The sequence below is a fragment of the Mannheimia sp. USDA-ARS-USMARC-1261 genome, from assembly GCF_000521605.1.
Taxonomy (GTDB): Bacteria; Pseudomonadota; Gammaproteobacteria; order Enterobacterales; family Pasteurellaceae; genus Mannheimia; species Mannheimia indoligenes.
Window position 1 is genome coordinate 265,330 of record NZ_CP006942.1, and the last position, 21,731, is coordinate 287,060.

Annotated in this window: 19 protein-coding genes; 12 read left to right on the plus strand and 7 right to left on the minus strand. The window is 40.4% G+C overall.

All coding sequences use genetic code 11. The features are described 5' to 3' along the window. Positions 1-178: 178 nt before the first annotated feature. Positions 179-1,540, plus strand: coding sequence for a patatin-like phospholipase family protein (locus tag X781_RS01290; protein WP_025235190.1), 1,362 nt, complete (start codon positions 179-181; stop codon positions 1,538-1,540). 51 nt (positions 1,541-1,591) lie between these two features. On the opposite strand, the gene X781_RS01295 is transcribed toward X781_RS01290, so the two are convergent. After that, complete coding sequence (locus X781_RS01295; protein WP_025235191.1) at positions 1,592-4,597, minus strand: glycoside hydrolase family 2 TIM barrel-domain containing protein; 3,006 nt, start codon at positions 4,595-4,597, stop codon at positions 1,592-1,594. A 497-nt stretch (positions 4,598-5,094) separates the two neighbouring features. Here X781_RS01295 and menB point away from each other — a divergent pair, with 497 nt between their 5' ends. The 4 genes from menB to X781_RS01315 all read left to right on the plus strand — a co-directional run bounded on the left by menB (position 5,095) and on the right by X781_RS01315 (position 9,891). After that, positions 5,095-5,952: a 1,4-dihydroxy-2-naphthoyl-CoA synthase gene (gene menB, locus X781_RS01300; protein ID WP_025235192.1), complete on the plus strand. Its 858-nt coding sequence runs from the start codon at positions 5,095-5,097 to the stop codon at positions 5,950-5,952. 81 nt (positions 5,953-6,033) lie between these two features. Further along, positions 6,034-8,436: a penicillin-binding protein 1B gene (gene mrcB / locus X781_RS01305; protein ID WP_025235193.1), complete on the plus strand. Its 2,403-nt coding sequence runs from the start codon at positions 6,034-6,036 to the stop codon at positions 8,434-8,436. Positions 8,437-8,612: 176 nt separating this feature from the next. Further along, complete coding sequence (locus X781_RS01310; RefSeq protein WP_025235194.1) at positions 8,613-9,119, plus strand: Dps family protein; 507 nt, start codon at positions 8,613-8,615, stop codon at positions 9,117-9,119. 64 nt (positions 9,120-9,183) lie between these two features. Further along, the gene (locus X781_RS01315) at positions 9,184-9,891 is read left to right on the plus strand and encodes a tRNA1(Val) (adenine(37)-N6)-methyltransferase (RefSeq protein ID WP_025235195.1); all 708 of its coding nucleotides are present in this window, start codon (positions 9,184-9,186) and stop codon (positions 9,889-9,891) included. A gap of 57 nt (positions 9,892-9,948) precedes the next feature. On the opposite strand, the gene rraA is transcribed toward X781_RS01315, so the two are convergent. Further along, complete coding sequence (gene rraA, locus X781_RS01320; protein ID WP_025235196.1) at positions 9,949-10,446, minus strand: ribonuclease E activity regulator RraA; 498 nt, start codon at positions 10,444-10,446, stop codon at positions 9,949-9,951. Positions 10,447-10,532: 86 nt separating this feature from the next. Next, complete coding sequence (locus X781_RS01325) at positions 10,533-11,444, minus strand: mechanosensitive ion channel family protein (RefSeq protein ID WP_025235197.1); 912 nt, start codon at positions 11,442-11,444, stop codon at positions 10,533-10,535. A gap of 100 nt (positions 11,445-11,544) precedes the next feature. Between X781_RS01325 and rluC the strand changes: the two genes are divergently transcribed. The 7 genes from rluC (at position 11,545) to X781_RS01360 (ending at position 17,782) form a co-directional block, all read left to right on the plus strand. Beyond that, positions 11,545-12,507, plus strand: a complete 963-nt coding sequence (gene rluC, locus X781_RS01330; RefSeq protein ID WP_025235198.1) for a 23S rRNA pseudouridine(955/2504/2580) synthase RluC — start codon at positions 11,545-11,547, stop codon at positions 12,505-12,507. Continuing rightward, a complete protein-coding gene (gene folP, locus X781_RS01335; protein WP_025235199.1) occupies positions 12,508-13,356 on the plus strand; it encodes a dihydropteroate synthase in 849 nt (282 codons plus the stop codon). A 14-nt stretch (positions 13,357-13,370) separates the two neighbouring features. Beyond that, a complete protein-coding gene (locus tag X781_RS01340; RefSeq protein WP_025235200.1) occupies positions 13,371-13,721 on the plus strand; it encodes an ArsC family reductase in 351 nt (116 codons plus the stop codon). Between the two features lie 101 nt (positions 13,722-13,822). Then, positions 13,823-14,971, plus strand: coding sequence for a succinyl-diaminopimelate desuccinylase (gene dapE / locus X781_RS01345; RefSeq protein ID WP_025235201.1), 1,149 nt, complete (start codon positions 13,823-13,825; stop codon positions 14,969-14,971). 110 nt (positions 14,972-15,081) lie between these two features. Continuing rightward, a complete protein-coding gene (locus X781_RS01350) occupies positions 15,082-16,416 on the plus strand; it encodes a cation:proton antiporter (protein WP_025235202.1) in 1,335 nt (444 codons plus the stop codon). 97 nt (positions 16,417-16,513) lie between these two features. Continuing rightward, positions 16,514-17,542: a YeeE/YedE family protein gene (locus X781_RS01355; protein ID WP_025235203.1), complete on the plus strand. Its 1,029-nt coding sequence runs from the start codon at positions 16,514-16,516 to the stop codon at positions 17,540-17,542. An 18-nt stretch (positions 17,543-17,560) separates the two neighbouring features. Beyond that, positions 17,561-17,782 (plus strand): sulfurtransferase TusA family protein, encoded by a 222-nt coding sequence (locus X781_RS01360; protein ID WP_025235204.1) that lies wholly within the window; start codon positions 17,561-17,563, stop codon positions 17,780-17,782. 62 nt (positions 17,783-17,844) lie between these two features. On the opposite strand, the gene X781_RS01365 is transcribed toward X781_RS01360, so the two are convergent. From X781_RS01365 to X781_RS01380, 4 genes are all read right to left on the minus strand, one after another. Beyond that, entirely contained in the window at positions 17,845-19,353 is a 1,509-nt protein-coding gene (locus tag X781_RS01365) for a catalase (RefSeq protein WP_025235205.1), read from the minus strand. Positions 19,354-19,601: 248 nt separating this feature from the next. Continuing rightward, positions 19,602-20,741, minus strand: a complete 1,140-nt coding sequence (gene dnaJ, locus X781_RS01370; protein ID WP_025235206.1) for a molecular chaperone DnaJ — start codon at positions 20,739-20,741, stop codon at positions 19,602-19,604. Between the two features lie 101 nt (positions 20,742-20,842). Continuing rightward, a complete protein-coding gene (locus X781_RS01375; RefSeq protein WP_442914784.1) occupies positions 20,843-21,151 on the minus strand; it encodes a hypothetical protein in 309 nt (102 codons plus the stop codon). 103 nt (positions 21,152-21,254) lie between these two features. Further along, positions 21,255-21,680 carry a virulence-associated protein VapD gene (locus tag X781_RS01380; RefSeq protein WP_025235208.1) on the minus strand — a complete coding sequence of 142 codons (426 nt, stop codon included), beginning with the start codon at positions 21,678-21,680 and terminating at the stop codon, positions 21,255-21,257. Between the last annotated feature and the right edge of the window lie 51 nt (positions 21,681-21,731).

Below are 21,731 nucleotides of genomic sequence, written 5' to 3' on the forward strand. Positions count from 1 at the left end.
TTCCTTAAAAGAGTAACTAAATTTGTGCCTATTTTATCCCTTTCTGTTTATGGAATAAAGCCCATATAGTGAAAGTTACTCTTTACTCATAATAAATAATCTTGCAAATTTTTAGTAAATTTCGACCGCTTGTATAATAAAATCATTATAATCGTTACAGATTAGCGTAGAGGTTCTTATGTCTGTTTTAAAGAAAATAAAATCTGTTTCAACTTTAGGCGTAGTAGCAATGTTATCGGCTTGTAGTTTGGTTACTTATAAACCTGTTGATACCATTAAACAAGTGAGCCTTGATAGTGGATACCGCCAAAAGAGCGTATTCAAAGAAGGGGCTAAAGACGGCAACATTATTGTTGTAATGTTTTCAGGTGGTGGCACACGGGCTGCCGCACTGGGTTATGGCGTGTTGGAGGAGTTACAAAAAGCAAAAGTGAAGGGCACAGAGAAGGGAAATACGTTATTAGATAATATTGATATAACCTTTGGTGTGTCGGGCGGTTCGGTATTAGCCACTTATTTTGCGTTGGAAGGAAAAGCGATTATTCCTAAATTTGCGAATAACTTTTTAAAATCAAATTTCCAGAAAGATATTATTACGGAGGTATTTTCGGTCTCTAATTTACCTCGTTTAAGCTCACCGCAATTTGGACGGGGAGATTTATTGCAAGAACGCTTTAATTTAGCCCTTTATAAGGGCAAAAAATTTGGCGATTTAGTGAGAAACCGCAAAGGACCGTTTGCCGTGATTAGTGCAACGGATATGAATATCGGGCAGCAACTTACGTTCACCCAAGAAACCTTTGACGGGCTTTGCCTTAACCTAAATGATTTGGAAATTGCCCGAGCAGTGGCGGCTTCAAGTTCTGTGCCGCTGATTTTTGCTCCGCTTACATTGAATAATAATGGGGGAAATTGTCATTTCAGCTTGCCGAAAGCCTTTACTGAACAAGAAAAAGTAGTTGATGGTTTAACCACTAAGCAGATTGAAGAAACGGAACATACACTGAGCTTTTATCAAGATAGCAAAGAACGCCCGTTTATCCATTTAGTGGATGGTGGACTAACGGATAACTTAGGTTTGGCTTCTATATTAGATATTTCAGATTTGGTTGGTATTGAAGATATGTATAAACGTGCCGGCGAGCTGGGGGTTAAGAATGTTATCGTTATTAATGTCAATGCTCAAAATGAAGTATCAAGTGAAATTGATAAATCCGCCAATGTTCCCGGCTTGAAAGATGTGGTGAATACGATTATCAATGTTCCTATTGATAGCACCACGCAAATTAACCTTCAACGCTATAGCCAATTTAGCGATAGTTGGAATAAATATGCCAACGAACAGCAAACCAAAATTGAGATGTTTTTTGTCAATTTAGGCTTAAAAGAACTGCCTGATGGTCAGTTGAAAAAAGAAGTATTAAATATTCCAACCTCTTTTTATTTGCCGGAAAAAGATATTGATAAATTGCGTGAATCTGCTCGCATTTTGTTAGAACAATCTGAAGTTTATAAAAAAGCAGTAATGGCTTTGCAATAAAGTATATTGTTATTATAAAAGGTAAGGGCGAATTGCAATTCGCCCTTATGATTACAATATAATTTTCACTTTCCAGTCAAAATTTTCTTCATTTAACCGATATTGCTCTTTCAAACTCGGACCGCAGGAATTTGAACCGATGCCGCTCATTTTATAATCGACACATAAAACCGTTGAATCGCTTTCCACTAAATCATAACTGTGGGTTTTAGCCGTTAATTCTTCCTGTGTATAAGGCGAGAAATTAAAGCTAAACGGCTTTTCTGCGGTAACGGTTAAATTCGGTAATTGCAGATAATGCGTACCAAAATGACTGCCGTTTTCTTGTGGTTTGAGGTAAGCTGTGTGGTTTTCTGATGCAGTGGTTTGATAACGTCCGAGCTTCGCTAAATGGTGTTTATCCATATAACTTTCTCGCTCGCCGTAGCCGAAATATTCCGCTTGATGATTGGCTTTATGGAGGAAGAAACGCAGCCCAAAGCGTGGTAAAAACGGCAAATGGGTTGGGCGTTTCGCTTGCACGTTTAGCTCAATTTCGCCGCTCGGCAAAATATGATAAACCACTTTCAGCGTTAAAATTCGGCTTTGAGCAGTTGCTACAATGCCACATTCTGCTACGATTTTCACACCGTTTTCATCTTGCGAAAGCGAGGTGGAATAGGCTCGGGTGTAGCATTTGTCGTAGCCCGCTTTTTGCCAAAACTCTCGGATTAAACGGTCGTTATCTGTTGGAGCTCGCCAGATATTGAAATCAAGCGGTTGCTCAATCATCGGCACGCCATTTTTCTCGATTGCAGTGAAAATGCCTTTAAGTTTATCGAAGTGGTAGCGATATTCCCCATTTATGATCTGCCAGCCATTTGCAATATTTTCCACAAAAATCACCGCTTGTGGACGAGAGGGAAGCTCGGGTTTCACCATTTTTTCGCTGAGAACGAGTTGGTCAAAGCCCAAATAGTGATCTTTTGCTAATAAAGCTGAGCCTTCACGTAAGCGATAATCAAGGGTTAAAATCTGTAATTTTTCGCTCGAAGTAGGCAATTCCAACGGCAAACAAGCGGTCTGATTTGACTCGCAATTTACCAAAAGTTGCCCCTTCTGCACGGTTTCGCCATTTTCACTCAAGCAATAATGCACGGTCAGATAATCGGCAAGATTGGTGAAATCTAAATGGTTTTTTAGCCAAACTTTACCTTCTTTCAGCTCTGCTCGCACAGGGCGGTTCACATTTTTCACTTCAAGCAAATTGCTGTGCACAATGCGGTGTTGCGAAACCAAACCATCCATACAGAAATTACCATCGTGCAGGGTTTCGCCGAAGTCGCCGCCGTAGCCGTATTTATCAGAATTTGGTCGCAGAGGAGCGTGGTCGCACCATTCCCATACAAAGCCGCCGCAAGAACCGGCATATTGTTGGAACGTCTGCCAATAATCTTCCATATCGCCACAAGAGTTACCCATTGCGTGTGAGTATTCGCATAGAATAAACGGCTTACGATTATTCGGTTCGGCAAAATATTCATCAAGTCGCTCGGTGCTTGGGTACATTTCGCTGTATAAATCCAAGTTGGAGAGGTCGTTTTGATATTGCGAATGTTGGTAAATTGAGCCTTCGTAATGGGTTAGACGGCTCCGATCTCGCTCTTTTACCCAACGAGCTGCCGCCTCAAAATTTTCGCCAAAGCCTGATTCATTTCCTAGCGACCAAATAATAATCGATGTACGGTTTTTATCTCGTTCCACATTGGCGATATTGCGATCTAAAATAGCGTCTTTAAAATTAGGATCTCTTGCAAAATAACAGAAATTATCGACCGCTTGTTGGCGGATCTCTTCCTGTTTATTCGGGTTTGGCACATTTAAGAAAATACTGTTTTCAGGACTTTCAATATACACTGCACTTGAGCCGTGGGATTCAATATCGCTTTCGGCAATCACATAAAAACCGAGCTGATCGCACAATTCGGTAAACCAAGGAGAATTTGGGTAATGAGCGGTGCGGATTGCATTGATGTTGTGTTCTTTCATCAAACGCAAATCGATTAATGCCTGCTCACGGCTAATGGCATAGCCGGTTTTCGGATCGGAATCGTGGCGGTTCACGCCTTTGAATTTTATTGGCTTGTTGTTAAATAACAGCACGCCATTTTTTACTTGAATTTGGCGGAAGCCGATTTTCTGCTCGATGATTTCGGTTTGATAGCTCAATTGCAACGTGTAGAGCGTTGGAGCTTCTGCGTTCCATAATACCAAATTGCAAATTTTTGCCGAAAAATGACCGCTTGTTTGATCTAAAACTAGATTGCCTTGCGGATCAAAAAGTTGAAAATGCACTTCCTCAGGCTGATTGGTAAATTGGGTTTCTACGCTTAAATGAGCTTGGCTTAAATCTTCGCTAAGCTGATACTGAATAAAGAAATCTTGCAGGTAATTTTGCTCACGTTCCAAAATGTATACATCACGGAAAATCCCCGACATTCTGAATTTGTCTTGATCTTCCAAATAACTGCCATCACACCATTTCAGCACCACAACCACAAGGCTATTTTTACCTTGTTTTAGGTGCTTCGTAATCTCAAATTCATTAGTGCTATGGCTGATTTGCCCATAGCCGACAAATTCGTCGTTCACATAGACAAACAAGCAGGAGTCCACGCCCTCAAAATTGAGCAAATAACGTTTGTTTGGTTTTAGTTCAAAGTCGATTTCACGCTGATAAACGCCACACGGATTATTGTGCGGTACATAAGGCGGATCGAACGGAATCGGGTAGTTGATGTTAGTGTATTGGTGAGTATCAAAGCCTTGTGTTTGCCAGTTAGACGGCACAAGGATTTTGTGAGCAAAGGTAGTGTTTAGGAAATTATCGGGTAGATCGTGAAGACTTTCATAGAAATTAAAATGCCACTCACCATTGAGTAACGTAAATTGATTCGATTTTTCTCGCTCTAATTGATTAGGCGTTTGACCTTTTTGAAACGGAATAAAATAGGCGTGGTGTGGAATGCGATTAATGTGTAGCACGTTTGGATCTTGGTAATAATTCGGTAATGACATAAAAGCCTCAACGTCAAAAAATACTGAAACTATAATAACATTAATTCAGTTATAAAATACGACAATAGGTAATGTGTGGAATTGTGAGAGGGATCACAAAAAATCGATAAGATTATAGTTAGATGTTTGTTTTTGATACTCTGCCAAATCTCCCCCTCCCCTCTTTGCTAAAGAGGGGTGATCCATTTGTGATAATTTCAAATTCATCTGGCTATTTAAGATTGTAATGAATAAAGATGAGTTTTAAATTTTGTGTGATTTACCCCCCTCTTTAGCAAAGAGGGGAGGGGGAGATTTATTCGCTTCGCTCACACTGCGTGCCGTTGCTTACGCAACGTTCAAACGTAAGCGTTTGTGGCAGAGTAAATTAACGAAGAGAATTAATAAAGAGAAAGCCTCGTTAGAAATATTAAAATCATCCCTAGCCTTTTTCTTTTTCGGTTGATTCCGTTATAATCGCTTAGTTTTTATTTAAACCTCATTTAAGGAATTGAAGAATGCTATACCCAAGTGAAGAATTTTTATACGCTCCTGTACAATGGACTGATCATAGCGAAGGTTACACTGATATTCGTTACCATAAATCTAAAGACGGTATCGCAAAAATTACGATCAATCGCCCTGAAGTGCGTAATGCATTTCGCCCTCACACGGTAAAAGAGATGATCGAAGCATTTTCTGATGCTCGTTTTGATGAGAAGATCGGCGTGATCGTATTAACCGGTGAAGGGGAATATGCCTTCTGTGCGGGTGGCGACCAAAAAGTGCGTGGCGACTACGGCGGTTATAAAGATGAAAGCGGTGTGCATCACTTAAACGTATTAGATTTCCAACGTGATATTCGTACTTGTCCTAAACCGGTAGTGGCAATGGTGGCTGGCTATGCTATCGGCGGTGGACACGTTCTACATATGTTATGTGATTTAACTATTGCAGCAGATAATGCAAAATTCGGTCAAACAGGTCCTAAAGTAGGCTCATTTGATGGTGGCTGGGGTGCAAGTTATATGGCTCGCCTTGTTGGTCAGAAAAAAGCCCGTGAAATTTGGTTCTTATGCCGTCAATACAACGCTCAAGAAGCATTAGATATGGGCTTGGTAAACACTGTTGTGCCTTACGCAGATTTGGAAAAAGAAACTGTGCGTTGGTGCCGTGAAATGTTACAAAACAGCCCAATTGCTTTACGTTGCTTGAAAGCGGCGTTAAATGCAGATTGTGATGGTCAAGCCGGTCTTCAAGAGTTGGCAGGCAACGCAACGATGTTGTTCTATATGACAGAAGAAGGTCAAGAAGGGCGTAATGCGTTTAATGAAAAACGTGAGCCGGACTTCAGCAAATTCCGCCGTAATCCGTAATTTATGCTAATACAAGCGGTTGTTTTTTGTAAATTTTTTGCAAAATTTGACCGCTTACCTTTTCTAATTTAAGTTAATTTTATGTCAGACGTTGATCTAAACGAGCATAGCCAAGAAGAGCTTGAGCATAAGCCGAAAAAAAGAAGTTACATTCTTACTACCCTGTTCAAACTCGGATTGATCGGGGCTTGTAGTGTTGCCTTTTACGGCATTTACCTAGACGGAAAAATCCGTAGCAAAATGGACGGGCAAGTATGGGAATTGCCTGCTGAGGTTTATGCTCGCATTGAAAGCATTAAAATTGAAGATAATTTAACGCTTGAACAAGCGAAACAGGCATTGTTAGATAACGGCTATCGTCAAGTTTCACAGGTTGCCACACCGGGCGATTTCAAAATTGAAGAAAATCGTTTAGTGCTGCTACGTCGTGCTTTCCCTTTCCCTGAAACCCCTGAAGCTCAACGTGTGCTGCGTTTAACCTTCAAAGATGATAAATTAACTTATATTGAAGATTTAGTGCAGGGGAAGTTGATCGAGGAATTTCGTTTAGATCCGAAATTACTTGCGATGTTGCACTCCGATAGTGATGAGGAACGCCAAGCATTAAGATTGCAAGAATACCCTCGTTTGTTGATTGAATCGCTTATTTTAACCGAAGATCGCCGCTTTTATCAGCACGATGGCATTAGTCCAATCGGGATTGCTCGAGCATTAATTACTAACTATCAAGCAGGTAGAACCGTCCAGGGTGGAAGCACCTTAACTCAACAGTTAGTTAAAAACTTGTTTTTAACTAACGAAAGATCGCTTGTGCGTAAAATCAATGAAGCCTTGATGTCGGTTATTTTGGATTTCAGATATGAAAAAAACCGTATTTTAGAAACCTATCTGAATGAAATTTATTTAGGGCAGAATGGTAGCTATCAAATTCACGGTTTTGCATTGGCAAGCCAATTCTATTTTGGTCGTCCTATTCAAGAAATCAGCCTTGACCAAATTGCCTTGTTGGTGGGAATGGTAAAAGGTCCGTCGCTATATAATCCGTGGCGAAATCCACAGGGGGCAACGGAACGTCGTAATGTGGTGTTACGTTTATTGCTTGAACATCAAGTGATAAACCAAGAACTGTACGATTTATTAAGTGCTCGCCCATTAAATGTGCGTGAAAAAGGCACAATTTATCGTGAGCAACCTGCCTTTATGCAGGCATTAACGCTTGATTTGAAAAATGAGTTAGGCGAAGTGAAAGCAGCACAGCTTTCCGGTACGAAAATTTTTACAACCCTAGATCGTAAACAGCAACGTTCAGCGGAACAAGCAGTTATTATTGGCTTGGAAGATTTAGAGAGCAAAGATAAAAAAGTTACCGATTTGCAATCTGCCATTGTGGTGGCAGAGTACCGTACAGGTAAAGTGCGTGCGATTGTGGGCGACCGTTTAACCCAATTTGCCGGCTTTAACCGTGCAATTCAGTCAAAACGTCAGATTGGTTCTTTGGTAAAACCGTCTATTTACGCCATTGCGTTGGCTCAGCCAGAACTTTTCCGCCTAAATACACCTATTCAAAATAGACAGATTTCCATTAAAGTTGGCTCAACCTATTGGACACCTCGTAACTATGATCGCAGCTTTAGTGGCTCGGTAATGTTTATGGATGCTCTCGTTCGCTCACTGAATATTCCAACGGTTAATATCGGTATGAAAGTGGGCTTGAAGAAAGTGATTGCTAAGCAAAAAGAGATGGGTTGGAATAATGCAGAAATTCCGCCATATCCATCAACATTATTAGGTTCTTACTCGATTTCACCTTATGATGTAACTCGCTCTTACCAAGTCATTGCAAATGAAGGGTTAAAAACACCATTAACGACCATTGAGGCAATTATTTCGCATAATGGCGAAATGTTCTACCAGCGTGATAACGACAAAGCGAGTGAGCAAGTGCTTCCACCTGAAGCTGCGGTGCAAACAATGTACGCAATGCAACAGGTAGTAGAACGAGGTACGGCTCGTAGTCTGCAAAATGATTTTGCGAAGTTAAAATTAGCAGGTAAAACAGGTACAACCAATAATGCAAGAGATACTTGGTTTGTGGGGGTTGATGGCGAACACGTTACTACCGTATGGTTAGGTAAAGATAACAATACGGATACCAATCTAACTGGTTCAAGCGGTGCGTTATATGTTTATAAGCAATATTTGGAACGTGCGTTACCGCAGGCGTACAAATTACCAAAACTCGATACTATGCAATGGGTAGGGATTAATAGCTACGGTAGTTGGAATTGCGACAGCGGCAGACAAATTCCTGTTTGGCGTGATAAAGGACAGCGTTATTGTACCAGCACAGGCACCGTGGTTGCGGCTAAACCAAGTGTGTGGGATGCTCTTTCACTGAAGAAAGAAAATAATCCAAACCCAAAAGCTGAAGAGGCAGAAGGTAAGCAATCTATCCCAATTGAAGAAGTTGCACCGAAAGAATAGGAATAAATTTGATAGTTATTATCATTCAAATAAATTTTTGTGATAGGTTTTAGCTATGATAAGTATATATTATAACCATTTGCCTCTTTGTTATTTGAGGAGTAAGATAACCATAAATTAAATAAGCAGTATGCAATTTAATTTGAATAATTAACTATTAATAACAGGAGCATATTATGGCAATGTCAAATATCGGTTTAGATAGAGAAATCGCAAAAAAATTAGCAGATGAGTTAAATGGTTTATTAGCGACTTACCAAGTATTTTACACTAACGTGCGTGGTTACCACTGGAACGTGCGTGGCGTAAACTTCTTTGAATTACACGCAAAATTTGAAGAAATCTACGATGATTTAGTCTCTAAAGTCGATGAAATTGCAGAGCGTATTTTAACTTTAGGTCATACGCCAAATAACGGATTCAGCCAATACTTAACCCAATCACAAATCAAAGAACACATTGGTGTATCTGCGGCTCAAGAGTGTTTATACGGCACGTTGGAAGGTTTCAAAACCCTTTTAGGTCAGCAACGTGATATTCTTGCGATTGCAAACGAAGCAAACGATGAAGGTACTGCTTCTCAAATGAGCGATTACATCAAAGAGCAAGAAAAATTAGTGTGGATGTTCACTGCTGCTTGTGCAGACTGCACTAACTATGCAAAAGGCTGTTCTTGTAACTAATTTGCAATCATCCGAATTAACCCCGATAATACCTATCGGGGTTTTTTATTGTTGAAATAAAGTGATGTCGAACGGTTTTCAATTTAAACAGTTTTTTATTCAGCACGATAAATGTGCGATGAAGGTCAATACTGATGGCATTTTGCTTGGGGCAATTGCTCACATCAAAAATGTTCAGCAAATCTTAGACTTAGGCACAGGTTCTGGCTTGATTGCAGTAATGCTTGCTCAACGTACAAACAACAATTGTAAAATTACAGCACTAGAACTTGAGCCAAATGCTTACCAACAAGCGGTCAAAAATGCCGAAAATTCTGCGTGGTCAAATCGTATTACGGTTTTACAAGGTGATGTAATGCTGCAACAGTTTGAGCAGAAATTTGACTTAATTGTCAGCAATCCCCCTTATTTTGAAGACTCTTTAGCAACAAAAACCAAAGCACGAGATCTGGCTCGTTCGGTAAATGCTGCCAGCCATTTTGATTGGTTAAAACAAGCAAAAAACTGGTTAGCCCAAAGTGGTAGAATTACAATGATTTTACCCACAGAAGCGGCAGAAAAACTCATTTCACAAAGTCCCAATATCGGTTTGTATTGTATTGAGCAGTGGTCGATTTTTACTAAAGTAGGTAAAGAGCCGAAGCGAAGTATTGTGAGTTTCTGTTTGCAAAGTAAAGTGTGCGAACAAAAAGAACTGGTGATTTACGATCTGAATAATCGCTATACATCTGAATTTAAACAACTCACGCAAGATTTTTATTTAAACTTCTAACGATTTCCTTAATAAAAAAACCGACCAAGCGGTCGGTTTTTGTGAATTTTTTGCAAATTATTCGCTAATTTCGTTTAAATCCAACAATTCTTGCGAAAGAATAATACCGGTTAAATCAGCATATACATAATCTTCAGGGAAGAAAGTTACGCCACCAAAATTAACCGGCGTATCCACTTCGCCAATATCGGTATTATCTGCCCCCACAGGAATTGGAGCGAGTGCGTGAATGCCGATATCTAATCTTTCTAAAATATCTAACTGACGAACAGCACCATAAACGATAATTCCTTCCCAGCCGTTATCCACTGCCAGTTGAGCCAGCTCCGCATCAATTAATGCACGGCGAACTGCACCGCCACCATCAACTAATAATACACGCCCTTCACCTTCTTCTTCTAATACTTCGGCAATTAAACCATTGCTTTCAAAACATTTAACGGTGGTAATTTTACCGAAAAATGATGATGCTCCACCGAAGCTTGAAAAAATCGGTTCAACAACATCCACTTGGTCAGAATAAAGATCGCAAAGCTCAGAGGTATCAATACGCATAATATGCTCCTGTTCTTAAGTCATTTAGCTAAAGTATAAACCTTCGCTTTCAATTTGCAAAATTTTATTGAAAAAAGACCGCTTGTTTAATACTTCTCTTGTTCTTTATTATCTAACAAGTTGTTTTTAATATGTAATTCCATTTGATTATAAGGGATTTCCACACCTGCATTATCAAATGCTAATTTGATTTGCTCGGTAATTTCCCAATAAGCAGACCAATAGTTTGGTGTTTGAACCCAAGGACGAACAACCAGTTGTACACTATTTGCCGCTAAAGCACCTACAGCAACAACAGGTTTCGGCTCTTTTAGAACATATTCATTCGTTTCTAAAATACGCTCAATAATCTCTTTGGCTTCTTTGATATTAGAATCGTAAGAAATATCAAAGGTAAAATCAATACGGCGGGTTGGGTTGTTTGAATAGTTCACAATACTGTCTGAGAACACTTTGCCATTTGGTAATAACACGGTTTTGTTATCGCCGGTGCGAAGTTCCAACACTAATAAGCCCATTTGTTCTACCACGCCGGTCATTCCGCCGGTTTCGATTAAATCGCCTTTACGGAACGGTTTGAAGATTAATAACATCACACCGGCTGCGAAGTTTTGTAGCGAGTTTTGCAGTGATAAACCAATTGCCAAACCGGCAGCACCTATTAATGCGACTAATGAACTGGTATTAATGCCGATTTGTGAAAGCGAGGCAATCACGACAATTAAGAGCAATAAGAAATAGCTAATAGAGGAAATAAAGCTTTGTAGCATTTCATCTTTGGTTGATTTTAATGCCGCTTTGCCTAATAAATTACTGATAATTCGTGCTAAGAATTTACCGACGATAAAAATTGCGATGGCAAGTAAAATCTTAGTGCCGTAAGGGATAATCCATTCATTGAGCATCGTCTCAAAGTTCATACTACTCACTTTGTCGATTACTTTTTCGGTTTCTGCTACGACATCAATATTGGCTGCCGGTTGTGCTTTATCGGTCATTTTGGTTCCTTAAATTAAAATGAAAAGTTTTGCCAATCTGCAAAGGTTGGCGGTTTTTGTGCTAAAATTCAGGGCAGTATTTTCCCTAAAAGACAACATAATGACAACAGAAAAAGTAATTAGTGCCGGCGTTCAGTTTTTTTCTATCAATGAAGATGAAGCCGGGCAGCGTTTAGATAATTTTTTATTAGCCAAACTCAAAGGTGTGCCGAAAAGTTTGATTTACCGTATTGTGCGTAAAGGTGAGGTACGGGTAAACAAAGGCCGAATCAAGCCGGAATATAAGTTACAGGCAGAAGATGTCGTGCGTGTGCCGCCTGTGCGTGTAGCCGAGAAAAACGAAGCCCCTATTTCTACCAAACTGAATAAAGTAGCGGAATTGGAAGATCAAATTCTGTATGAAGATGAAGTGATGTTGGTGATCAACAAGCCCTCAGGCATTGCGGTACACGGTGGTAGCGGTTTGAGTTTTGGCGTAATTGAGGCATTACGAGCATTACGCCCGCAAGCTCGCTTTCTAGAACTGGTTCACCGAATTGACCGTGATACTTCGGGCATTTTGTTGGTAGCCAAAAAACGCTCGGCTTTACGTAGCCTGCACGAACAACTGCGTGAAAAGGTGGTGCAAAAAGATTACTTGGCATTAGTGCGTGGTCAGTGGCAAGCTCACACCAAAGTGATTAAAGCTCCGTTGCTGAAAAACGAATTGGCAAGTGGTGAACGCATTGTGCGAGTGAGCGAAGAGGGCAAACCTTCAGAAACTCGCTTTAGTATTGAAGAGCGTTATGCAAATGCAACTTTGGTGAAAGCCTCGCCGGTTACAGGCAGAACCCACCAAATCCGTGTGCATACTCAATACGCAGGTCACCCAATCGCCTTAGACGACAAATATGGCGACAATGAATTTGATAGCAAAATGAAAGAAGTCGGTTTGCACCGCTTATTTCTACATGCTTATTCTATTCGTTTTGAACACCCGAAAAGTGGGGAAGAGATGGTAATTACCGCACCCTTGGACAAAACATTAAAAGGCGTATTAGCAAAATTAAGAGCTGAAAAGTAGATGCAAATCCATTTCAAAAATTTTCAAAAAAATGACCGCTTGTTAGATTTAACCAAGCCACAGATTATGGGGATCTTAAATTTTACCCCAGATTCGTTTTCTGATTCAGGGCAATTTTTCTCGCTCGATAAGGCTTTGTTCCAAGTTGAAAAAATGTTGAACGATGGGGCGAGCATTATTGATGTGGGCGGAGAATCCACCCGATCGAATGCGGCAATCGTGACGCTTGAGCAGGAACTTGAGCGGGTTGTGCCTGTGGTAGAGGCTATCCGTTCCCGTTTTGATTGCTTAATTTCGGTCGATAGTTCCAAGGCGGAAGTGTTCAAGCAAGCAGCAAAAGTGGGTATGGATATGATCAACGATGTGCGAGCCTTAACCGAACCGAATGCATTAGAAACCGCTGTGGAATTAGGCTTGCCGGTCTGCTTAATGCATATGCAAGGCAATCCGCAAACGATGCAACAGAACCCTGAATATGACGATGTATTGGAAGAAGTGGCGGATTTTTTAAATCAGCGAATTTTTGCTTGTATCAATGCCGGCATTCCGAAGGAACATATTATTTTAGACCCCGGCTTTGGCTTTGGTAAAACAGTTAAGCATAATTATCAATTATTGAAACATTTTAAAGCCTTTGTGGATTCAGGTTTTCCTGTGCTTGCCGGGCTTTCTCGTAAATCAATGATCGGGGCGGTATTAGATAAACCTGTAGAGCAACGTGTTGTCGGGTCTGTTACGGCTGCATTGATTGCCGTTCAAAACGGGGCAAAAATTTTACGCGTTCACGATGTAGCAGAAACCGCTGATATGCTGAAAATTTGGCACGCAACGATTGACTCAGATAATTAATTTTAGGAGTAAAAATGACAACCTTAGTTTATGGCATTAAAAATTGCGATACCGTGAAAAAAGCCTTAAAGTGGCTGGAAGAAAACAATCAACAACCTCAATTACACGACTACCGTGTAGATGGTTTAAATACAGATTGGTTGGTCGAAATGGAAACTAAATTCGGTTGGGAAAATTTGGTAAATAAACGCAGCACCACTTGGCGAAATTTAGATGATGAAACCAAAAATAATCTGAATCGTGAAACGGCATTAAAAGTTTTAATCGAACAACCTACGTTAATTAAACGCCCGATTGTGATTAAAGATGATATTGCTTTAATTGGCTTTGTGGAAAAAGAGTATTTGGCTGCGTTTAACCTTTAATTAACCTGAGATCTTCTCCCCTCTTTGCTAAAGAGGGGGACTAGATCGAACGTAAACTCAACATTGCAAAAAAATAACCCAAAATCACCGCTTGTAATCTTATGAAAAACGAAATCATCTCTCTCGCACAAAACCTAATCCGTCGTGATTCTATCAGCCCGCAAGACAAAGGTTGCCAACAGGAAATTGCAGAACGCTTGGCAAAAGTCGGCTTCCAAATCGAATGGCTGCCGTTTGGCGACACGCTAAATATGTGGGCAACATACGGCACAGAAAATGGCAAAGATGAACCCTGCGTTGCCTTTGCAGGGCATACCGATGTTGTGCCTGTCGGCGAAGAAAACCAATGGCAATATCCGCCATTTTCTGCTGAAATTATAGATGGAATGCTTTATGGGCGAGGAGCTGCGGATATGAAAGGCTCGCTCGCAGCATTGGTAGTTGCCGCAGAAACCTTTGTGAGAAATAACCCAAATCATAAAGGCAAAGTAGCGTTGCTGATCACCTCTGATGAGGAAGCCGCAGCAAAAGACGGTACGGTAAAAGTAGTGGAAACCTTGATGGATCGTAATGAGGCGGTGCATTATTGCGTAGTGGGCGAACCTTCAAGTGGTAAGGTGCTGGGTGATGTTATTAAAAACGGCAGACGTGGCTCAATTACCGCTGATTTATATATTGAAGGCATTCAAGGGCACGTTGCCTATCCACACTTAGCAGAAAACCCAGTGCATACGTCATTGGGCTTTTTAACCGAATTGACTACTTATCAATGGGATAACGGCAACGAATTTTTCCCACCAACCAGCTTACAGGTGGCGAACATTAAAGCGGGTACAGGTAGCAATAATGTGATTCCGGGCGAGCTTTATATACAGTTTAACCTACGTTATTGCACCGAAGTAACCGATGAAATCATTAAAGCCAAAGTGGCGGAAATGTTAGAAAAACACGGTTTGAAATATCGTATTAATTGGAATTTATCAGGAAAGCCTTTCCTTGCCGGTAACGGGAAATTGGTGGAAGCCACTGTACAAGCGGTCGAAAATGTAACAAAAATTACGCCTCGTTTAGATACTGGCGGTGGGACTTCAGACGGCAGATTCATCGCTTTAATGGGAACAGAAGTAGTAGAGTTTGGTCCGCTCAATGCGACTATTCATAAAGTGAATGAATGTGTGAGTGTAGAAGATTTAGCCAAATGTGGTGAGATTTATTACCAAATTTTAGAAAGGTTGCTCGTTAAGGCATAACTCAAAATAGGCAGAATTGAATAAAAGTAAATTCTGCTTATTTTTTATATAGATATTCAATCGGAGAAGGTTTACACTAACGCCAATTTTCATATTTATAGGTAAATTTTATGCAGCTTTACTCTTATATCTGCTTGCTATTTGGGCTTGCAATGTTTATTTCGTTTTTTACAAGAAAATTGAATGAAAATATTCAAACGACCATTGCAATCACAGCTTCTGCTCTTATCGGTTCTCTCCTTATTCTTACCTTCGGTTCTCTTGGCTGGTTTAATGTTGATCAACTTGCCATTTCCATTTTCGAACAACTTGATTTCAAAAGCTTCTTATTAAACGGTATGTTAGGTTTCTTACTTTTCGCAGGGTCATTGGGTATTAAGCTCCCCTTAATGAAAGAGCAACGCCGTGAGATTGCCGTTTATGCCTTAATTTCTACCTTGATTTCTACCTTTTTAATAGGCGGTTTAATTTATGCGGTAGCAAGAATATGCGGATTAGATATTGGATTTGTTTACTGTTTATTATTTGGCTCGCTTATTTCTCCAACCGACCCTATTGCTGTGCTTGCAATTATTAAAAGTCTCAAAGCTCCAAAACGTCTTTCTATGCACGTTGAAGGGGAATCTTTATTCAATGACGGTATCGGTTTAGTGATTTTTACCACCATTTTTGCCGTAGCATTTGGGGGGCAAGAGCCTACATTGGGTGGTGTAGTAGGGCTATTTTTACAAGAAGCTGTTGGGGGCATTTTATTTGGGTTATTAACGGGTTTTATTGCTCATAAATTTATTTCTGCCACTGATGACGGAAGCCTTGAGATTTTAATCACACTTACCATTCCAACTGTTGGCTTTGTGATTGCTAATTACTTACACGTTTCAGGAGCATTAACAATGGTTGTGGCAGGGATTATGATTGGAAACTGGACACGCCGCTCAGGCTTTTCCGAACAGAGCCAGAAATACCTAGACCACTTTTGGGAGATGATTGACCATTCACTTAACTATCTCTTGTTCCTTCTTATTGGATTAAGCACCTTATTGGTTGATTTTACCTTTATTGGTGGCGTGTTGATGATTGCGGCAATTCCAATTTGTTTACTTTCCCGCTACATCAGTTTATGGATTCCGTACCAAGTGTTAAAACGCTTCCGCACTTATAACCCTTATACGCTCAAGATTATGACGTGGGGTGGTTTACGTGGCGGCTTGGCATTAGCAATGGCACTTGCTGTACCAACGGGTTCTGCCGTAATCGCTAGCTCAGAAGGAAATATTGATGTACGAGATTTGATTTTGTTAATGACCTATGCCGTAGTTACTTTCTCAATTCTAGTGCAAGGCTCAACCGTTGAACCGATGATTAAAAAGGCAAAAGCAGTTGATCCAAGACGAGTAGCCTTTAATAAACTTGGCGGTAAAGATGACTTTATTCCTCATATTTAATATAACGGAATAGCATATTATTTCACTAAAGATTATTAGCCATCTAGGCGGCTTTATACTTTAATACCTCTCTATTTATTTTAGTGAGGTATTTTTTATGTTATTAACAGGATTGTTATGTGGTTTCCTACTCGGTTTTGTAATGCAGCGTGGACGTTTCTGTATTACGGGAGCGTTTCGTGATCTTTATGTAACTAAAAGCAGCCGTATGTTTGTAGCTCTTTTAATTGCGATTACTGTTCAATCTATCGGCATTTGGTTGTTATATGAAGCGGGTTCTTTTGACTCTCCCGCAGAGAATTTACCGCTACTTGCTGTGATTATCGGAGCATTCTTATTCGGTGTTGGTATCATCTATGCAGGTGGTTGTGCAACAGGAACTTGGTATCGTGCCGGTGAAGGTTTAATTGGTAGTTGGGTAGCGTTAATTATTTATGCACTATTCTCAGCTTCAATGCGAACAGGTGTATTAGCCCCGTTCAATCAAGAATTAAAAAGTAAAGTGATTGAACAACGCACTATTTACGAAACATTTGGCATTTCACCTTGGATTTTAGTGTTTATTTTAACTGTAGTTACTTTAACACTGGCTATTCGCCATTTAAGAAAACCAAGAGGAAAAACCATTGCATTAAAACCACGAAAAACAGGTTTAGCTCATATTTTATTTGAAAAACGTTGGCATCCGTTTGTAACAGCGGTATTAGTTGGTCTTATTGCACTGTTAGCGTGGCCTCTAAGTAATGCAGCAGGTCGAAATTTTGGTTTAGGCATTACCTCTCCGAGTGCAAATGTTATTCAATACTTTGTATTTGGCGATGATAAATTCATTAACTGGGGTGTGTTTTTAGTATTGGGGATTTTAATTGGTTCTTTTGTTGCTGCAAAATTATCCAATGAATTTCGTTTTAGAGTGCCAGATGCAACCACAATGCTTCGTAGTGCCGGTGGTGGTGCATTAATGGGAATTGGGGCAAGTCTTGCCGGCGGTTGCTCTATCGGCAACGGCTTAGTTGAAACCGCATTTTTCTCGTGGCAAGGTTGGATTTCATTACCTATTATGATTTTAGGTACATCGGTTGGTGCATATTTTACAATTATTCGTCCGCAACGTTTAAAAAGTTAATTTTTAAGGAGTATTATAATGAATGTTCGTTTACCGGCTTCAGGACTTGTTTGTCCATTTCCTTTAGTTGAAGCAAAAGCAGCTATGGCAAAATTAAACAAAGGGGATAGCTTAACAATTGAATTTGATTGTACCCAAGCAACAGAAGCTATTCCAAATTGGGCAGAGGAAGAAGGCTATGAAGTAACCGATTATCAACAAATCGGCGATGCATTATGGGAGATTACGGTGGTTAAATAAATCTTAAGCATAAAAAAGCTCTACTTTCGTAGAGCTTTTCTTTTTGCGTTTTTACCTAAGAATTATAGTAAACCCGGCTGACCTAACGCAGGGTCTGTTGCACGAGCTGCAATTGCATCTTCAACAGTCATACCTAATGCTTTAGCAACACCTTCGCCGTATGCCGGATCGCAAGCATAGCAGTTACGGATATGGCGGTATTTGATGAAATCTAATGCATCACCCATACCAGCAGCAGTATTGTTGAATAATGCTTGTTTTTGTTCATCATTCATATTGTTAAACAATACGCGTGGTTGGCTGAAGTAATCTGCATCGTCTTCACGATAGTTCCAATGTGCTGCATCACCGTTGATTTTTAGTGGTGGCTCAGCATATTGAGCTTGTTCTTGCCATTTGCCGAAGCTGTTTGGTTCGTAATGAATTGTGCTACCGTAGTTACCGTCTACACGACCTTGACCATCACGAGCGTTGCTGTGTACCGGGCAACGTGGTGCGTTTACCGGGATTTGGTGGTGGTTTACACCTAAACGGTAACGTTGTGCATCCGCATAGTTGAATAAACGAGCTTGTAACATACGGTCTGGAGATACACTGATGCCCGGAACTAAGTTGCTTGGTGCAAACGCAGATTGCTCAACATCAGCAAAGAAGTTTTCAGGGTTACGGTTTAATTCAAACTCACCAACTTCGATTAATGGGTAGTCTGCTTTTGGCCATACTTTAGTTAAATCAAATGGGTGGTATGGTACTTTTTCTGCATCAGCTTCAGGCATAATTTGTACATACATTTTCCATTTCGGGAAATCGCCACGCTCAATTGCTTCGTATAAATCACGTTGGTGGCTTTCACGATCGTTTGCAATAATTGCAGCCGCTTCTTCGTTTGTTAAGTTTTTGATACCTTGTTGGGTACGGAAATGGAATTTCACCCAGAAACGCTCATTTTCAGCATTGATGAAGCTATAAGTATGTGAGCCAAAACCGTGCATATGACGGTAAGAAGCCGGAATACCACGCTCACTCATTACGATAGTAACTTGGTGGAATGCTTCAGGTAATAAAGTCCAGAAATCCCAGTTATTTGTTGCCGAACGCATATTTGTGCGTGGATCACGTTTAACCGCTTTGTTTAAATCCGGGAATTTACGTGGATCACGTAAGAAGAATACAGGCGTGTTGTTACCAACCATATCCCAGTTACCTTCTTCGGTATAGAATTTTAACGCGAAACCACGAATATCACGCTCAGCATCAGCTGCACCACGCTCACCCGCAACAGTTGTAAAGCGAGCAAACATTTCAGTTTTTTTACCCACTTGGCTGAAGATTGCAGCACGAGTGTATTTGGTGATGTCATTAGTTACAGTGAAAGTACCGAACGCACCAGAACCTTTAGCGTGCATACGACGCTCAGGAATAACTTCACGTACGAAATTAGCTAATTTTTCATTTAACCATAAATCTTGAGCTAATAGTGGACCACGTGGACCGGCAGTTAAGCTGTTTTGGTTATCAACAACAGGTGCACCGTTGTTCATTGTCAAATGTGTTACAGGACATTTAGACATAATAGAATCCTCATAAAAAAGTAAGATAGGTAATCAATTCAAAGGGGATTATAGAGGCTATAGATTTTTTCGCAATCTATTAATTTGATAATTTAGGGCTATTGAAGTTATTGTTTAATAGTTGATGGTAATTATCAGGTATTCATTAATCTATTACAAGCGGTTACTTTTAGTGAATTTTTTGCAAATATAGAATGAAAAAGTGCCTATCTGAAACAGGCACTTTTGAATGAATAATGTGATAAGTTTTATTTACCTAAATTATCAAAAAACTTCTTCACGCCATCGAAAAAGCCTTCGTGTTTCGGGCGATGTTTCGCTTTACCCTCTAAACTTTCTTCAAATTGACGAAGTAATGCTTTTTGTTCTTCGCTTAAATTAACCGGAGTTTCAATCACAACTTTGCAAATTAAATCGCCGGTGTAGCCACCTCTTGCACTTGCCACCCCTTTACCCCTCACACGGAACAGTTTGCCGGTTTGGGTTTCTGCCGGAATTTTCAGTTTTAATTTACCGTCTAGGGTTGGCACTTCAATTTCGCCCCCTAATGCTGCAAGGGTAAAGCTGATTGGCACTTCGCAATAAAGATTCGAGCCATCACGTTCAAAAATATCGTGTTCTTTCACGTGAATTACCACATATAAATCGCCTGCTGGTGCTCCATTTTCGCCTGCTGCCCCTTCGCCGGATAAACGAAGTTGATTACCGGTATCCACCCCTGCCGGAATAGTAACAGAGAGATTTTTCGCTTTTTGTACACGACCATCACCGTGGCAAGAGCGACACGGTTTTTCAATACGTTTGCCTGTGCCGTGGCAACTTGGACAGATCGCTTCCGTTACAAAAAAACCTTGCTGACGGCGAACCCGACCTGTGCCGTGGCAGTGAGAACAGGTTTCCACTTTGCTACCAGCCTCTGCACCTGAGCCGTGGCAAGTATCACATTCCGCTAAGGTTTGAATGCGAATATCCTTTTTGCAACCTTTTACAGCTTCTTCCAGCGTGATTTCGATATCGTAACGTAAATCATCGCCACGCACCACACGTTGTCGGCGACCACCGCCTCCGAAGCCACCACCAAACATTTCACTAAAGATATCTTCAAAGCCGCCAAAACCACCGCCACCGAAGCCACCAAATCCGCCAGAACCGCCACCGCCTTGTTCAAAAGCAGCGTGTCCGTATTGGTCGTACATCGCACGTTTTTCGTTGTCGGTTAAAACTTCGTACGCCTCAGTAATCTCTTTAAATTTTTCTTCCGAGTCTTTACTGCCTTGATTTTTGTCAGGGTGATGCTTTGCCGCCAAACGTTTATAAGCACGTTTGATGTCTTTCTCACTTGCCCCTTTTTCTAACCCAAGAACTTCGTAATAATCTTTTTTCGCCATAGTTTTTCCGTATTTTTGCAAAATTTTTATAAAAAATGACCGCTTGGATTATCTGTAGGGGCAAATTGCAATTTGCCCCTACGTTTTAATCATAATGCGTTTTAGCAATGCGGATTTACCGCAATATAAATCTCAACTTTGCCGTCAGGCAAATGCTTTTCAAAATCCTGTGTATAGGCTCGTTTTAACAAGCCTTGCTTGGAGCGATTTCCAATGCTTTCCCACGTTTCTGAAAGCAGAGCTTTTGTGGTAGGAATTTTCTCAAACCAGATAAAATCTTCCATCAAAATCGGATCATTACCGTTTTCTGTTTCCGTTGCAATAACCGTTTCGCCTGTTTTGTGATTGTAGATTTTATAGAACGGAAGTTGCACTTTTTCAGCTGTAGGGTAGAGCTTTAGCATTTGCAAAATTTCCTTAAGATTTATTCACAATCCTTGTAAGGATTGTTCACAGCTTCGCTGCCGTTGGCAAAGCCAACGTTCAAAAAGCGATGCTTTTTGTGACCGCTTGTTATGGTTGTTCTTCTAAACTAAACACCTGTTTTTTCAGAATTTCATCTATTTGAATACGGCTTAAGCCTGTATCAACTAATGTTTGTTCTAAAACCTGTAACTGTTTTTCAAATTTTTCTCGTGCTTTATGCACGTTGTAAGCGATGAAATCTGCGTTTAAATCGCTTTCAATCCGATAAAACTTGATATTCGATACACAAGGGTAAAACCATTTAAATTTTGCAGTAAGCTCTTGAATTGCAATAGTTCCGTGAGCCTCACTAACACCTTCGTTACCTAAATAAACACTCCCTTGCAAATTTTCAAAGCCGTGCTGTTTCAGCACATTACGAATATCGTAATAGGCATTATTGAAAGTATTACCGTGGTAGTTTTCTTTTAGACAGTTGGTGTCCATATCGAAGGTTATTAGGTATCTGCTCATAGTTCTGCCCTTTGCAAAATTTCCTTAGAATTTGACCGCTTGTTGTAGGGG